The organism is Ruegeria sp. SCSIO 43209, assembly GCF_019904295.1.
Lineage (GTDB): Bacteria > Pseudomonadota > Alphaproteobacteria > Rhodobacterales > Rhodobacteraceae > Ruegeria.
On record NZ_CP065359.1, the window covers coordinates 2,386,505 to 2,400,888 of the forward strand.

Below are 14,384 nucleotides of genomic sequence, written 5' to 3' on the forward strand. Positions count from 1 at the left end.
ATATTTTGCTGGGGACAAGTCGGGCTTTTTGCAACAGGGGGAGGCAAGTATCGGATTTCCCCCGCTTTTCGACTCGAAGCTGAATCTATGGTAGGCTTTCGAACATTAAGACTGCTGCCTTTTATTGATGTTACGATTGCCAGGGGGTGCGCCATGAAGCGTGTTATTGTTATCACTTTCGCCATGCTCGGCTGGAGCTTCTATGTGATGAGCGGGGGCCCGGATTTCGAACCGCGCGGCACCCGCACCGAGCAACCGGTTCGCGTCGCCTCTGTGCCAGAACACGAGCCTGCATCCGACCACGCACCTCGGGCTGAAGACGACCACGCACCTCGGGCTGAAGACCTTGTGACCAACGTTGCCGCGCGCATTGTACAGGCGCGCGCTCAGCCCGAGCCACAAGTAGAGGAGGATGCCGCGGTCGTCCTGTCACAAGTCACCAACGATCCGCTGTCTCAGTTCTCTGCATTTGACGAGAACGGCGTCAGCTTTACTCTGGCTTCGCTTGAAGACGGAGCCGCCGGACTGTTGCAGGTCGAGGCCGAGGTGCAGGATGACATCACACCTGTGAATCAAGTCATCGAGCCAGAGAAAGATATCCGCGAAATCTCGGGCACGCGGGTCAATATGCGCGATGGGCCCGGAACGATTTACCCCATCATCGCCAAAGCCAAACTTGGCCAGCGCGTTGAGGTTCTCAGTGATTCCGGCACCGGCTGGCTGCGTTTGCGGTTATACCCTGATCAGCGGGTGGGTTGGATTTCTGCCTCACTGGTTCGGAAACCAACAAACTGACGCAACTGTGTCATTGTCCTGACCTAAAGCTCGCCATAGCTATGGGCGAAATGCACAGGCGGGGGCAATATGCAGAAATCGATTCTGATCACAGGCTGCTCATCCGGGATCGGTCTGGACGCGGCGCACGGGATGCGCGCGCGCGGTTGGCGCGTTTTTGCCTCATGCCGTCAACAGCGTGACTGTGATCGGCTACGGGCACAGGGTTTCGACAGCCCGCTGATCGACTATACCGATTCCGATAGCATTACCTCAGGCCTGCAGCAGGTTTTGGACGCGACCGGTGGCACGCTGGATGCGTTGTTCAACAATGGCGCTCACGGCCTTCCCGGCGCGGTTGAAGATGTCCCAATCGAAGGGCTTCGCCTAATTTTTGAGACCAACGTATTTGGCTGGCACGAACTAACCCGACAAGTGATTCCCGTGATGCGGGCTCAGGGCCATGGGCGCATCGTGCAGAACTCATCAGTGTTGGGACTGGTCGCGTTCCCCTGGCGCGGGGCATACGTCGCCACCAAATACGCCATCGAAGGCCTGACCGATACCTTGCGCCTAGAGCTGCGAGACACCGACATCAAGGTCATCCTGATCGAACCAGGCCCGGTCACCTCGAAGATCCGTGTGAACGCGATCCCTGTCTTCGAACGCTTTATTGACTGGAAAAGCTCAGCCCTGCGACAGAGATACGAGGAAACGCTGCTGAAACGCCTCTACGAATCCTCCGGACCTGACAAGTTCGAACTGCCTGCCTCGGCTGTTACCGCCAAATTGGCGCATGCGGTTGAATCCAAGCGCCCACGTCCGCGATACTATGTGACGACGCCCACCTATATCGCCGGATATCTGCGCCGTATTCTGCCCACCCGGGCCATTGATCGCATCCTCTCGGACATATGAGGCGAAATTACCTGTTCGCTTTTGCCGCTATCAACGCTAGATGACGGCTCAACAACTGAACAAACACGGACGGTGAGCTATGGACCTGACGATGGTCATACTGCTTCTGGCCATGGCGGCGGTCGTCGTCGTGCTGGTGATGGGCATTGCCAATTTTGGAAAACCCGGCAAAGAGGCCGCGCTGAAAAGCAACAAGCTGATGCGCCTGCGTATCCTGTTTCAGTTCATTGCGGTGCTGCTGATCGTACTTTACGTCTATCTGCGTGGGCAGGGAGGGTAAGGCATGGTCGTTCTCAACAAGATTTACACGCGCACCGGCGATGATGGGAAAACCGCTCTGGGCAATGGCGAGCGCGTCGCCAAATATTCCGGGCGTGTCGCGGCCTATGGCACTGTGGATGAGCTTAATTCCTTTGTCGGCGTGGCACGGACCGAAGCAGACGGAGAAGTCGAAGCCGCCTTGTCCCGTATCCAGAATGACCTGTTTGATCTGGGTGCCGATTTCTGCCGCCCCGACATGGATAAGGATGCCGAGGCCGACTATCCGCCCCTGCGTATCGTTTCCGCTCAGATCGACCGGCTTGAAGCCGAGATCGACGCGATGAACGAAGCGCTCCAGCCCTTGCGCAGTTTCATCCTGCCCGGTGGCTCACGTTTGGCCGCGCATCTGCATGTGTGCAGAACAGTTTCGCGCAGGGCCGAGCGGTTGGCGGTTGAGCTGACAAACATGGAGCCGGTCAATGAGGTGGCTGTCAAATACCTCAACCGCCTGAGCGATTGGTTCTTTGTCGCGGCGCGCTGTGCCAACAACGGCGGGCACGATGATGTGCTCTGGATTCCCGGTGCAAACCGGTGATCGCGCCTGCCGTCGGGAAACTAAATTTCGTTTTTGGTCCAAAAAATGACAAAACGCGACGTCTCGAAACCATGACGTGACGATTTTGCTCTGTCGCAGAACATCACGACCCGCTATCTAAGCCAGCGAGAGCATTGGTGGAGTCGCTGCGCGGCTTGCCGTTTTTGTAAGGAGCATACGCAAAAATGAAGGTACTCGTGCCTGTCAAGCGCGTGATTGACTACAACGTGAAAGTTCGTGTGAAAGCGGATGGCAGCGGCGTTGATCTCGCCAATGTAAAAATGTCGATGAACCCGTTCGACGAAATTGCCGTGGAAGAGGCGATCCGCCTGAAAGAGGCGGGCAAGGCCGATGAGGTTGTTGCCGTTTCGATCGGTGTGAAACAGTCGCAGGAAACCCTGCGGACCGCACTGGCCATGGGCGCCGACCGCGCCATTCTGGTTGTCGCGGCGGATGACGTGCATCAGGACATCGAACCGCTTGCCGTTGCCAAGATCCTCGCCAAAGTGGTCGAAGAAGAGCAGCCGGGCATCGTTCTGGCGGGCAAGCAGGCGATCGACAACGACATGAATGCCACCGGCCAAATGCTGTCGGCCCTTCTGGGTTGGTCGCAAGGCACCTTCGCGTCCGAGCTAGACATCGAAGGCGACACCGCCAAGATCACCCGTGAGGTTGACGGCGGTCTGCAGACCATCTCCGTCAAAATGCCAACCATCGTGACCGTCGACCTGCGCCTGAACGAGCCGCGCTATGCGTCGCTGCCGAACATCATGAAGGCGAAGAAAAAGCCGCTGGATGAAAAAACCGCCGCCGATTATGGCGTCGACGTCACTCCGCGTCTGGAAATCGTCAAGACCGAAGAGCCGCCGGCACGCGCCGCAGGTATCATCGTGGGCTCGGTTGATGAGCTGGTCGAGAAACTCAAAGAAGCGGGGGCTGTGTAATGGCTGTTCTTCTTCTCGCAGAGGTTAACAATGGTGAGCTGTCGGTTGACGCCACAGCCAAGACCGTTGCCGCTGTCAAATCGCTGGGTGAAATCACCGTTCTGGCCGCAGGTGGTTCTGCCGCTGCTGCTGGTGAGGCCGCTGCCAAGATCGATGGCGTATCCAAGGTTCTGGTCGCTGAAGACGCCTCGCTGGGTCATCGCCTGGCGGAATCGACCGCAGCCCTGATCGTGGGTCTGGCCGATGGGTACGAGCATATCGTTGCCCCTGCCACCACCGACGCCAAGAACGTGATGCCGCGCGTTGCAGCCCTGCTGGACGTGATGGTGATCTCGGACGCGTCCGGCGTGGTCGATGCCACCACTTTCGAGCGTCCGATCTATGCGGGTAACGCGATCCAGACCGTGAAATCGAACGACGCCAAGAAAGTCGTGACCATCCGGACCGCCAGCTTCGATGCGGCGGGCGAAGGTGGTTCGGCGGCGGTCGAGACCATCTCGGTCGGCGAAAACCCCGGCCTGTCGTCGTGGGTCGAGGACAAGGTTGCTGAAAGCGACCGTCCTGAACTGACTTCGGCTGGTGTTGTTGTTTCGGGTGGCCGTGGTGTGGGCTCGGAAGACGACTTCAAACTGATCGAAGGCCTGGCCGATAAGCTGGGAGCCGCCGTTGGTGCCTCACGCGCCGCAGTTGACTCGGGCTACGCCCCGAACGACTGGCAGGTGGGTCAGACCGGTAAAGTTGTTGCCCCTGACCTGTATGTTGCAGTCGGCATCTCGGGTGCGATCCAGCACCTGGCGGGCATGAAGGACTCCAAGGTCATCGTTGCGATCAACAAGGACGAAGAAGCGCCGATCTTCCAGGTCGCAGACTTCGGTCTGGTCGCAGACCTGTTCCAGGCCGTGCCGGAACTCACCGAAAAACTCGGCTGATTTCCGACAAAGATTTTTCGACGAAAAATCTTAGAAGGTCCGCCACTGGCGGGCCTTTGCTGTTTATACGCTCAGGTCGTTGATCACTTGGGCAAGTGAGCCAGCGATATTGCGATGTGTGGCTGGGCCGATCATATGCTCGGCAATCGGTTGTTGCAGTGTGCCAAACAACATGTCTTCAAGCTCATCGGATACGCCGGACACCTGAACCTGCAAGGACAAAATATCCGTACAATGGGGTCTCAAAGGCTCAATCATCTCGGGGTTGATTGCAAAGCCGTCACCCGGTGTCGAATCCAAATCGCTCCTCTCCACTTGCAGATGCAAAAGCAGGACGGGCGGGCCTACTTCTGCAAGAAACTTGCCGAGCTTTTCGATCCAGACATTGCGCAACTCTTGTTCCACAAGTTCAATTCGGGCATCCGAGCGTGCCGACAGGCGGTTCAGCAAGTGCTGTACAAAATGGACATCCGTAAAATCTTCTTCGGGATACAGCGCAACCAGATCGGCATTTGGCGCAACGAAACGGTCATTGCGTCGTGGGTGCACCCGGTAGAATCGGTTCGATAGCCCCAGCATGCCGGGTAACTGCAGGACGCATATATCAGATCGGTTTGCGATCTCCAGTAGCCCTTTGTCCTGCGTCAACGCTTCGACACCGCAGAACAGGCTGCCAAGGTTGAGGCATCGACGATCCAGACGACGTTCCAACTCATTGGGAAAGGGGGTTTCCACGAAACGGCCAAAAGTCTCTTCGCCCCCCAAACATGCCACATAGGGGTTGTTCAACGCCCTTTGAGGGCCCCTGAAACGTAGTTTCGAATTTTCATATTCGCACGTCGTTTCCGCGGAATGGACCGCATTGATCGATTGATAGCTCATCACACTCACCCAAATATTCACCCAACCGCCATTTTGCCGCCGCAAGTCTTGAGAAAATCCTAATGCGCGCATTTGAAGCGAAATTGACTGTCCCCGTCCCCTTGCCGCCCATAGGGAACTGCCGATAATGTCGCCATATTCTGCGAACAAGGGCATCGAACAAATGGACGTAAAATCAGTCGGAGTGATCGGCGCTGGACAGATGGGTAACGGGATTGCTCATGTTATGGCGTTGGCAGAGTATGATGTTCTACTGAACGATGTCAGCCAGGACGCGCTAAACAGCGCGATGGCAACCATTGAAACCAACCTGGCGCGTCAAGCGTCGCGCGGCAAAATCTCGGATGATGCAGTGAAATCCGCGTTGGGTCGGATCACAACGACGCTGAATCTGCCGGATTTGGGGCAGACCGATCTTGTAATCGAAGCCGCGACCGAGCGGGAAACGGTTAAACAGGCAATCTTTGAAGACCTGTTGCCGCACCTACAGCCACATACGATCCTGACATCGAACACTTCGTCGATCTCAATTACCCGGCTGGCCAGCCGCACCGACCGGCCCGAACGTTTCATGGGATTCCACTTCATGAACCCGGTCCCTGTGATGCAGCTCGTCGAGTTGATCCGGGGCATCGCCACCGATGAAGCAACCTTTAACTCCTGTAAAGCCGTAGTGGACCGGCTTGGCAAAACCTCAGCCAGCGCCGAAGATTTTCCGGCCTTTATCGTGAATCGCATTCTGATGCCCATGATCAATGAGGCGGTTTACACATTGTATGAAGGTGTCGGGAATGTGCAGTCCATTGACCAATCGATGAAACTGGGCGCAAACCACCCTATGGGCCCATTGGAACTGGCGGACTTCATCGGCTTGGATACCTGTCTGGCGATCATGAACGTGCTGCATGACGGGCTGGCAGACACCAAGTATCGTCCCTGCCCGCTGTTGACGAAATATGTCGAAGCCGGATGGCTGGGGCGCAAGACGGAACGTGGGTTTTATGATTATCGAGGCGAGGTTCCGGTACCGACACGATAGGATTTGAGAGGGCCAGCCCTCTCTTGAGCCTTTGGCTCAATTCACTCCCGAGATATTTATGGCCAGATGAAGGGGCGGATCAGGATTTGAGCGTCTTGCCCAGCGCCATGGTGTGATCACGGAGCCATGCCATGAAACCGCGGGGGTCGCGTTCCAGCAGGTCCATGTCTTTATCCGAAATCGGGTCACCGATCACCGGCGACTGGGGCCTGTTGCAGGATCGGACGATTTCGTGCAGCAGTAGGCCCTGGCGCAGGATGGGCGATATCCGGTTGGCAATTTGATACCAGCGCGAGTTGCTGCCGGGGAAGAAGATCGGCACGACCTTGGCACCCGACCTACGGATCATCTTCGCGGTGAAGACATTCCACTCCCGCTCGATGGCTGGTCCGAACCAATCATCCGAAGACATCACAACACCTGACGGGAATAACGCGACAACGCCCCCATCTGCCAGATGTTTCATCGTCTTGCTGCGCATCTCGAGCATCTTGGCCTGCGCTTCAGGATCATGCGGGAACGGCACCGGGATCATGAATGAGGTCGCAGCTTCATCCAACCCGGTCAGGACTGAGCGGGTCAGGATGCGATAGTCACTGCGGACCCGGCCGATGAGTTCAGCGAAGATCATGCCATCAACCATGCCGTGCGGATGGTTCGCGACGACCACTACGGGGCCTTCTTTTGGGATGCGGGCGATCTGTTCGGCTGGGGTTGTCAGCTCGATACCCATGGTCTTGAGCGCACCGCCCCAGAACTTCTGACCTCGATAGCGTTCGTTCTGCTTCTCGAACTTGTTGACCATGCGCAAGATGGTCAGCTTGCCTGTGCACCATTCGATGGCGCGAATGGCCGTAGACGTCCAGGCATCGTCAAACGAGTTGGCGTAGGTCAGGGTTCTGCGGTCGTAGATTTCACCCTGATCGGTGTCGTGATCCACTACAGGACCTGTCTTGGTATCGTGCGTGGTTTCCGCCAATTGCCTTGTCTTTCCGTCCTTGGTGTCGTGGCTGTCAGAACCCTTCGCCGAACTTATCGTTCACCAATGTTTCCAAAGCCTCTGCCAACGCCTCAGCATCCGGGCCGGACGTCTCGACGTCAATAGTGCTTCCGCGCGACGCTGCCAACATCAAAAGGCCCATGATACTGTCGCCCGAGGCAGAAAGCCCGTCTCGTGACACCTCGGCGCGCGCATCAAAGCCCTCGACCACCTCGACCAGCTTGGCAGAAGCGCGGGCGTGAAGGCCCTTTTCATTGATAATTTTCAAACTCTTGGTCGTCATATGAATCTATCCGGTGTCAATCCAATGTCACATTTTGCGCATTGATGTACTTTCGTCCAGCTTCCAAAGCCAAACGCACGGCCTCGGCCAGTGGCAAGTGGCGACTTTTGGCCAGTTTGATCAGCATGGGAAGGTTGGCCCCGTAAAGGATTCGCCGGTCTTGTGGCGCACATGCACGCAGGCTCAGATTCGAGGGGCTGCCGCCGAACAGATCGGTCACCACAACGACGCCATCGCCCATATCGACCTCGTCCGCCGCGCGGCAGATTTCAACTTGTTTCGCTTCGCGATCATGGTCGGCTTCTATCGGGATGGCCACCAGTCCGGGTTGCTTTCCAACCACATGCTGCGTGGCCGCAAGATACTCCTGAGCCAACCCACCATGTGCAACAATAACGATCCCGATCACTCCGGCCTCACATTCAACGCGCGTCGTTCCATTTCGCGATGCCTAATTGCCACCTGCTGCCCCCCTTCTGCAAGGGCCTTTGCAACTGCTTCAGCCACCGCGACCGAGCGGTGCTGCCCTCCGGTGCACCCAAATGCAACTGAAAGGTGCGCTTTGCCTTCCTCACGGAAGGCCGGAAGCAGTTCGATCAGCAGGTCGACCACCCGGTCAAAGAAGACGCCATAGTTTGCATCTGATTGAACATAGGCCGCCACATCCGAGTTTCGACCATCCGCATCCCGCAGTTCAGGCCGCCAGTATGGATTGGCCAGAAACCGGCAATCGAACACCATGTCCAAACCGCGCGGCAAGCCCCGCTTGTACGAGAAGGATTCGATCGACACCGCCAGATGCCGCCCGCCCTTTGGGGCGAACCAGCGTTCGACCTCTTCCCGCAGCTGATGCACATTCAACGCGCTGGTGTCGATCAGCGTGTCGGCAAACTCGCGAATTGGGGCTAACAGTTCCTTTTCCTGACAAATGCCGGTTTCCGGGCTGGCATCAGTCGCAACCGGGTGACGGCGGCGGGTCTCCGAGAAGCGACGCAGCAGCACCTCGTCCCGGCAATCCAGATAGAGGATCGTCAGGTCGACATTCTCCATCCGGCCCAGTTTGGCGGCAAGTTCGATAAACCCGGTGGTTGAAAAATCGCGGTTGCGCGCGTCGATACCCAAAGCCATTGGGCGCGCAGGCTCCGAATTGTCGACGAGGCGAGCCAGCAACCCCATCGGCAGGTTGTCAATCGCCTCGAACCCCAGATCTTCAAGCACATGAATTGCGGTCGATCGCCCTGCACCGGAAGGACCTGTTATCAGAACGACGCGCTGTTGTGCTGTCATGTATTCGGCCATTCCGGGGCTACGCGCCCCATTTTCACAAGTTGAATAAGTCCTGCAGCCAAATTGGGCACGCCAGCCCCCCGAAGCAAGGGAACAGTTTGCTTCAACACAAGAATTTCAGCGGGTTCAGGTAATCGCGCGGGCTCGGGTTGGTCCATATCCACAACAAATGCCAATCGGACCGGCCTCGCGGCTTCAGCTCGCAGTAACCCGATGCCGCGCGCTTCAATCAGGCCGCGGATCTGCGGAAGTCCAGCTGCCATCACGTGATCGGCCTGTCCAGTCAATTCGACCCGGTCATCCGCGACAAGCTGCGCCCCAAGCGCCATCATCTGTAGCGCCAAAGAAGATTTGCCCGTACCCGAGGCGCCAATGATCAATAAGCCTTTTTCCTGAACCACAACACAGGTCCCATGAATGCAGGCCGACCCTTGACCCGCTATCTCAGAAAGTGGGGTGGTGCTCATAACCTAGACGGGAAGCCCGACAACAAACCGCGCACCTAGCGGGTCCGAGGTGATATCGGCTTCGGTCGGACGGATGTTTTCTGCCCAGATCACACCACCATGCGCCTCGACGATTTGTTTCGAAATCGCCAATCCAAGGCCCGAATTGTTGCCGAAATGCTCTTCGGGGCGTTCGGAGTAGAAACGCTTGAAGATCTTGGTCAGCGCCTGATCAGGAATGCCGGGACCGGTGTCTTCAACCACCACGAGCACGCGGTTGTCACGACGGCGGACCCAGACCCGGATGGCGTCTTTGTCCTCACAGAACGAAATCGCATTGGTGATCAGGTTGACAAAGACCTGCGCCAGACGCGCCTCGAGCCCGTTGACCACGATGGGGTCCGAGGGAAGGTCAGTGATATATTCGATGCCTTTCGAACGGGCATCTTCACCCAGAAACTGACTGATATTGCCAAGCAGATTGAGCAGGTCAAAGGGCTGCTCTTCTTCTTTCACCAGTTCCGCGTCCAGCCGCGATGCGTTCGAGATATCGCTGACCAGTCGATCCAATCGCCGCACATCATGCTCAATCACGCCCAATAGCTTTTCGCGCTGATCATCGCGTTTTACCATGCGCATGGTGCCCACGGCGGATTGCAGGCTGGCCAACGGGTTCTTGATCTCATGCGCGACATCGGCCGCAAATTGTTCGTTCGCGTCAATGCGGTTATAAAGCGCCGTGACCATCCCGCGCAAAGCCTGGCTCAGACGGCCGATTTCATCCGGGCGCGCACTGAGATCCGGGATGCGGATACGTCCGGGGTTCACTCCGGCTCCGCGGTCCTTGCCCATCTCGGCAGCGGCGGCCAGATCAGCAAGAGGATTGGCAATCGTTGAGGCCAAAACGAGGCTCAGACCGATCGAGACCAGCAGTGCCACCACAAACATCTGCAGGATCCGCTCTTGCTCCTTGCGGGCCAGCGCATCGATCTCGCCCGCCGGGCCCGCCATAGCAACGGCACCCACAGGCGTATCGTCCAATAGGATCGGGGCCACGGCGACAATCACCGTCTTGCCTTTATCGTCGTGCACGGCCTGTACTTGCAATCCGCCGTTCAGCGCCTGCGGGATCATTTCCTGCACCCGTTGCGCCAGCGTCGGAGCCTCGCTTTCGGAAGAACCGCTAAAGACCGCAGACACACCATTCCAAACCGCATTCAATGCGTCGCTGATCAAAGTGCTTCCAGTGGCGCTGTCGGCGTCCTGATGCAAAAGGCTGGGCAATTTGTCGGCCATGGACGCCCCGCGTGTCCAACCGATCAGAGTGCCCGTGCCGTCATAAACAAAAACCTCGCCGCCTTCGGGCAAGCTGAGACCCGCTAGCGTATCACGGACATCCAATGTGCCTGCACCATTGGCAGAGGGTTGACGCAGCTGGGTTTCAAAAACGTTGCTGACAAGTTGCGCATCACCGACCAGGTTCTGCGCGGTCTGTTGAACCCGTTCTTTTCGCGTGTCGTCCAGATACAGCAGCCCTGCAACCAAAATGACAAGGGCAATGAGGTTGAAGGTGATAATCCTGCGCGCCAGGGGCGAATAGCGCATCGAAAACAGGTTTCGTCGCGAACGCTTGGCCTGTAGCTCGGCAGCATCAGGGTCTTGGGGGATGACCCAGTCATCCCCAAGAACGACGTCTGCGTCGTGCACTTGGTTGGCTTGTTCAGTATCGCGCACGAGACCCCTTCGGCTTGATAAAACGGCCGCGCCTATTCTTCGTTGTAACGATACCCGATACCGTACAGCGTTTCTATCGCCGAAAACTCGGGATCGGCGGCGCGCATCTTCTTACGCAGACGCTTGATATGGCTGTCAATGGTCCGGTCATCCACGTAGACCTGATCATCATAAGCCACATCCATCAGCTGATCGCGGCTTTTGACAAAGCCCGGACGTTGCGCCAAGGCCTGCAGCAGCAGAAACTCGGTAACTGTCAGCGAGACATCATTGCCTTTCCAGCTGACTGCGTGGCGCAGCGGGTCCATCCGCAGCTCGCCCCGCTCCATCACTTTTGTATCGCCCGAGGCCGCGTTGGTCACATCACCATCGACCGCTTCCTGACGGCGCAACAAGGCGCGAATCCGTTCGACCAGCAGCCGCTGAGAGAATGGTTTTTTGACGTAGTCATCTGCACCCATGCGCAGACCCAGAACCTCGTCAATCTCGTCATCTTTGGAGGTCAGAAAAATCACGGGCATCTGGGTTTTCTGCCGCAGCCTTTGCAGCAGATCCATGCCGTCCATCCGCGGCATCTTGATATCCAGTACGGCCATGTCTGGCAGCTTTTTGTTGAAAGCGTCCAGCGCAGCCTGACCATCGTTGTATGTTTCGACCTCAAACCCTTCGGCTTCGAGTGTCATGGACACAGACGTCAGGATATTTCTGTCGTCGTCCACCAGTGCAATCTTTGACATCGGGTTCACCCCTATTCCTGCTCACTCGCGCAATAATACGCTTTTTTGTAAGGCATTGTTGGCGGTTTTGAGCCACCGAATCAACTCGTAACCTCGAATCGTGCCATTCTTGCGGCAGGTATGCGGCAAATTTGCCTTGCTGCGCCCAAATAGCTGCCTTGATTTACGGCAGACAAATCGTGATGGCGCTAAACCTCAACTTGGTTGCGCTAACTACCCCCAACCCTCCTGTTCATGTCCCAAAATACCGTGATAAGAGGCGCTTGACCGCCGGCTCTTTCCGGTATCCGCCCCAATGGTGCACCCGGCCCAAGGCCCTCGCGCCGCCACAGGAGAAGACACACATGACATCTGGACGGGTTAACCCGCAATTCCGCCTCGAAGATCAGGGCATCGAGGGTCTGGGCAATGTCTATTACAACTTCATGGAACCGGCGCTGATCGAAGAAGCGCTGAAGCGCGGCGAAGGCACCCTTGGCAATGGCGGCGCCTTTCTGGTCACCACCGGCAAATTCACTGGCCGCTCGCCCAAGGACAAGCATGTCGTCAAGACAGACAGTGTTGCCGACAGCATCTGGTGGGAAAACAACGCCGCCATGAGCCCTGAAGGTTTTGACGCGCTCTATGAAGATATGCTGACCCATATGAAAGGCCGCGACTACTTCGTTCAGGACCTCGTGGGCGGGGCTGATCCCAGCTACTCGATCAATGTGCGCATGGTAACCGAGCTGGCGTGGCACAACCTGTTCATCCGCCACCTGCTGCGCCGCCCGGATCGTGAGGATCTGGATGATTTCACGGCTGACTTTACTATCATCAACTGTCCCAGCTTCCAGGCGGACCCCAAAAAGCATGGCTGCCGCAGCGAAACGGTGATTGCACTGAACTTTGATCGCAAGCTGATCCTGATCGGCGGCACCGAATACGCCGGCGAGAACAAGAAGTCCGTCTTCACCCTGCTGAACTATATGCTGCCCGAAAAAGGCGTGATGCCGATGCACTGCTCGGCTAACCACGCGGTTGGCAACCCGGTCGACACCGCCGTATTCTTCGGCCTGTCCGGCACCGGCAAGACCACCCTGTCTGCCGACCCGTCGCGCACCTTGATCGGTGATGACGAACACGGTTGGTCGGATCGAGGCACCTTCAACTTTGAAGGTGGTTGCTATGCCAAGACCATCAACCTGAACGCCGAGGCCGAACCAGAAATCTACGCCACCACCTCGAAATTTGGCACCGTGATCGAGAACATGGTTTTTGATCCCGAGACCAAAGAGCTGGATTTCAACGACGACTCTCTGACTGCGAATATGCGCTGCGCCTACCCGTTGGAATACATCTCCAACGCGTCGAAAACTGCATTGGGCGGGCATCCTAAGAACATCATCATGTTGACCTGCGATGCGTTCGGCGTTTTGCCTCCGATCGCTCGGTTGACGCCTGCGCAGGCGATGTATCACTTCCTTTCCGGCTTTACCTCGAAGGTCGCCGGGACCGAACGTGGCGTGACCGAACCGCAGCCCACCTTCTCGACCTGCTTTGGCGCGCCCTTTATGCCACGCCGCCCCGAGGCTTATGGCAACCTTCTACGCGATAAGATTGCTCAGCATGGCGCGACCTGCTGGTTGGTCAACACCGGCTGGACTGGAGGTGCCTACGGCGTGGGCAGCCGCATGCCAATTAAGGCCACCCGCGCGCTGCTGACGGCTGCACTGGAAGGATCACTGACCGATGCGGAATTCCGCAAGGACGCCAATTTCGGCTTCGATGTGCCGGTCTCTGTCCCTGGTGTGCCCGAGGTCTTGCTGGATCCGCGCCGCACCTGGGACGATCAGGAAGCCTTCGACAAACAGGCGGAAAAGCTGGTGCACATGTTCGCGGAAAACTTCGAGCAGTACCTGCCCTTCATCGACGAAGACATCAAAGCTGTCGCGATCGGTTGATCGAATTCAGGGGCCATCATGGCCCCTGACCCACCAAAGCTTACGCATCGGCACCTTGTGCACACAGACAAGTTCATTGCGATAACGTGCAACATGCGCTATCGCAATTTACCCAAGACGCTTCGAAGCCCGGCGTCCTTTGGCAGCGGCTTCTGTTAAATTTGAACATCGGGCGATCCGGGCTAGCTTACTCACATCATGTCTCGGGCCGTTCAACAAGGTAATGATTATTTCTACACGGGGATGGGTGTCGGCGTGATGTGTTCAAAAGGTCAGCCTTTCGAACTGCCTCGGTCCGTCACGGAAACTATAGGCAAGTAATGACTGAAATCTCAAAACTCACCGAACTGCGCAAATTGATGCAAAGCATGGAGCGCACTCTTGGGCTGGAAGAACTCTCACCGGTCGAGCGCGACATCTACTATGCCGCCGAAGAACTGTCGAAAGATGATCGCGAAGTACGCACCTTTGGTCTGATCGAACACACGCTGGTCAAAAGCGTATCTCGCCCGACATTTTTCCGCGCGCTGAAGTCTCTGGTTCAAAAGGGTTATCTGTCGCAAAGCGGCAGCGCCAATCGCGGACGGTATCTGGTTCATGCGCCCAGGTGAT

At 57.1% G+C, this 14,384-nt stretch carries 17 protein-coding genes; 9 read left to right on the plus strand and 8 right to left on the minus strand.

The window, feature by feature from the left end; genetic code table 11:
- The first annotated feature begins 153 nt into the window (after nt 1-153).
- The 6 genes from I5192_RS11925 (at nt 154) to I5192_RS11950 (ending at nt 4,421) form a co-directional block, all read left to right on the plus strand.
- The gene (locus I5192_RS11925) at nt 154-795 is read left to right on the plus strand and encodes an SH3 domain-containing protein (RefSeq protein WP_255611794.1); all 642 of its coding nucleotides are present in this window, start codon (nt 154-156) and stop codon (nt 793-795) included.
- A gap of 69 nt (nt 796-864) precedes the next feature.
- Nucleotides 865-1,692, plus strand: coding sequence for an SDR family NAD(P)-dependent oxidoreductase (locus I5192_RS11930; RefSeq protein ID WP_170609723.1), 828 nt, complete (start codon nt 865-867; stop codon nt 1,690-1,692).
- A 79-nt stretch (nt 1,693-1,771) separates the two neighbouring features.
- Nucleotides 1,772-1,972, plus strand: coding sequence for a twin transmembrane helix small protein (locus I5192_RS11935; protein WP_170392587.1), 201 nt, complete (start codon nt 1,772-1,774; stop codon nt 1,970-1,972).
- Between the two features lie 3 nt (nt 1,973-1,975).
- Nucleotides 1,976-2,548, plus strand: a complete 573-nt coding sequence (locus I5192_RS11940) for a cob(I)yrinic acid a,c-diamide adenosyltransferase (protein ID WP_170425243.1) — start codon at nt 1,976-1,978, stop codon at nt 2,546-2,548.
- A gap of 185 nt (nt 2,549-2,733) precedes the next feature.
- Complete coding sequence (locus tag I5192_RS11945) at nt 2,734-3,492, plus strand: electron transfer flavoprotein subunit beta/FixA family protein (RefSeq protein ID WP_170425241.1); 759 nt, start codon at nt 2,734-2,736, stop codon at nt 3,490-3,492.
- Nucleotides 3,492-4,421: an electron transfer flavoprotein subunit alpha/FixB family protein gene (locus tag I5192_RS11950; protein ID WP_170392590.1), complete on the plus strand. Its 930-nt coding sequence runs from the start codon at nt 3,492-3,494 to the stop codon at nt 4,419-4,421. Before I5192_RS11945 ends, I5192_RS11950 begins: the two co-directional genes overlap by 1 nt.
- 63 nt (nt 4,422-4,484) lie before the next feature.
- Here I5192_RS11950 and I5192_RS11955 read toward each other — a convergent pair whose 3' ends face one another.
- Complete coding sequence (locus tag I5192_RS11955; protein WP_255611800.1) at nt 4,485-5,303, minus strand: DUF6473 family protein; 819 nt, start codon at nt 5,301-5,303, stop codon at nt 4,485-4,487.
- Nucleotides 5,304-5,466: 163 nt separating this feature from the next.
- Here I5192_RS11955 and I5192_RS11960 point away from each other — a divergent pair, with 163 nt between their 5' ends.
- Complete coding sequence (locus tag I5192_RS11960; RefSeq protein ID WP_170392931.1) at nt 5,467-6,342, plus strand: 3-hydroxybutyryl-CoA dehydrogenase; 876 nt, start codon at nt 5,467-5,469, stop codon at nt 6,340-6,342.
- Between the two features lie 79 nt (nt 6,343-6,421).
- On the opposite strand, the gene I5192_RS11965 is transcribed toward I5192_RS11960, so the two are convergent.
- From I5192_RS11965 to I5192_RS11995, 7 genes are read right to left on the minus strand one after another with little or no spacing between them, the layout of a single operon-like run.
- Nucleotides 6,422-7,321, minus strand: coding sequence for a lysophospholipid acyltransferase family protein (locus tag I5192_RS11965; RefSeq protein WP_170392592.1), 900 nt, complete (start codon nt 7,319-7,321; stop codon nt 6,422-6,424).
- A 34-nt stretch (nt 7,322-7,355) separates the two neighbouring features.
- A complete protein-coding gene (locus tag I5192_RS11970; protein ID WP_170392593.1) occupies nt 7,356-7,625 on the minus strand; it encodes an HPr family phosphocarrier protein in 270 nt (89 codons plus the stop codon).
- A gap of 16 nt (nt 7,626-7,641) precedes the next feature.
- Complete coding sequence (locus tag I5192_RS11975; RefSeq protein WP_170392594.1) at nt 7,642-8,034, minus strand: PTS sugar transporter subunit IIA; 393 nt, start codon at nt 8,032-8,034, stop codon at nt 7,642-7,644.
- Nucleotides 8,031-8,912: an RNase adapter RapZ gene (rapZ, locus tag I5192_RS11980; protein ID WP_255611801.1), complete on the minus strand. Its 882-nt coding sequence runs from the start codon at nt 8,910-8,912 to the stop codon at nt 8,031-8,033. Before rapZ ends, I5192_RS11975 begins: the two co-directional genes overlap by 4 nt.
- The gene (locus I5192_RS11985; protein WP_223116927.1) at nt 8,909-9,379 is read right to left on the minus strand and encodes an HPr kinase/phosphorylase; all 471 of its coding nucleotides are present in this window, start codon (nt 9,377-9,379) and stop codon (nt 8,909-8,911) included. The genes rapZ and I5192_RS11985 overlap by 4 nt, the downstream gene beginning before the upstream one ends.
- Nucleotides 9,380-9,382: 3 nt before the next feature.
- Nucleotides 9,383-11,092, minus strand: a complete 1,710-nt coding sequence (locus tag I5192_RS11990; RefSeq protein WP_170392597.1) for a sensor histidine kinase — start codon at nt 11,090-11,092, stop codon at nt 9,383-9,385.
- A 32-nt stretch (nt 11,093-11,124) separates the two neighbouring features.
- Nucleotides 11,125-11,829, minus strand: coding sequence for a response regulator transcription factor (locus I5192_RS11995; protein ID WP_170392598.1), 705 nt, complete (start codon nt 11,827-11,829; stop codon nt 11,125-11,127).
- A gap of 344 nt (nt 11,830-12,173) precedes the next feature.
- On the opposite strand from I5192_RS11995, the gene I5192_RS12000 reads away from it, so the two are divergent.
- Together I5192_RS12000 and I5192_RS12005 are read left to right on the plus strand one after the other, a co-directional pair.
- The gene (locus I5192_RS12000; protein ID WP_170513460.1) at nt 12,174-13,772 is read left to right on the plus strand and encodes a phosphoenolpyruvate carboxykinase; all 1,599 of its coding nucleotides are present in this window, start codon (nt 12,174-12,176) and stop codon (nt 13,770-13,772) included.
- Between the two features lie 320 nt (nt 13,773-14,092).
- Nucleotides 14,093-14,383, plus strand: a complete 291-nt coding sequence (locus tag I5192_RS12005) for a hypothetical protein (RefSeq protein ID WP_170392600.1) — start codon at nt 14,093-14,095, stop codon at nt 14,381-14,383.
- The last annotated feature ends 1 nt before the right edge of the window (nt 14,384 follow it).

Bases quoted from the DNA above. Each gene is read 5' to 3' on its own strand.
- I5192_RS11925 (WP_255611794.1), top strand. From the start codon at position 154: ATGAAGCGTGTTATTGTTATCACTTTCGCCATGCTCGGCTGGAGCTTC.
- I5192_RS11930 (WP_170609723.1), top strand. From the start codon at position 865: ATGCAGAAATCGATTCTGATCACAGGCTGCTCATCCGGGATCGGTCTG.
- I5192_RS11935 (WP_170392587.1), top strand. From the start codon at position 1,772: ATGGACCTGACGATGGTCATACTGCTTCTGGCCATGGCGGCGGTCGTC.
- I5192_RS11940 (WP_170425243.1), top strand. From the start codon at position 1,976: ATGGTCGTTCTCAACAAGATTTACACGCGCACCGGCGATGATGGGAAA.
- I5192_RS11945 (WP_170425241.1), top strand. From the start codon at position 2,734: ATGAAGGTACTCGTGCCTGTCAAGCGCGTGATTGACTACAACGTGAAA.
- I5192_RS11950 (WP_170392590.1), top strand. From the start codon at position 3,492: ATGGCTGTTCTTCTTCTCGCAGAGGTTAACAATGGTGAGCTGTCGGTT.
- I5192_RS11955 (WP_255611800.1), bottom strand. From the start codon at position 5,303: ATGAGCTATCAATCGATCAATGCGGTCCATTCCGCGGAAACGACGTGC.
- I5192_RS11960 (WP_170392931.1), top strand. From the start codon at position 5,467: ATGGACGTAAAATCAGTCGGAGTGATCGGCGCTGGACAGATGGGTAAC.
- I5192_RS11970 (WP_170392593.1), bottom strand. From the start codon at position 7,625: ATGACGACCAAGAGTTTGAAAATTATCAATGAAAAGGGCCTTCACGCC.
- rapZ (WP_255611801.1), bottom strand. From the start codon at position 8,912: ATGACAGCACAACAGCGCGTCGTTCTGATAACAGGTCCTTCCGGTGCA.
- I5192_RS11985 (WP_223116927.1), bottom strand. From the start codon at position 9,379: ATGAGCACCACCCCACTTTCTGAGATAGCGGGTCAAGGGTCGGCCTGC.
- I5192_RS11995 (WP_170392598.1), bottom strand. From the start codon at position 11,829: ATGTCAAAGATTGCACTGGTGGACGACGACAGAAATATCCTGACGTCT.
- I5192_RS12000 (WP_170513460.1), top strand. From the start codon at position 12,174: ATGACATCTGGACGGGTTAACCCGCAATTCCGCCTCGAAGATCAGGGC.
- I5192_RS12005 (WP_170392600.1), top strand. From the start codon at position 14,093: ATGACTGAAATCTCAAAACTCACCGAACTGCGCAAATTGATGCAAAGC.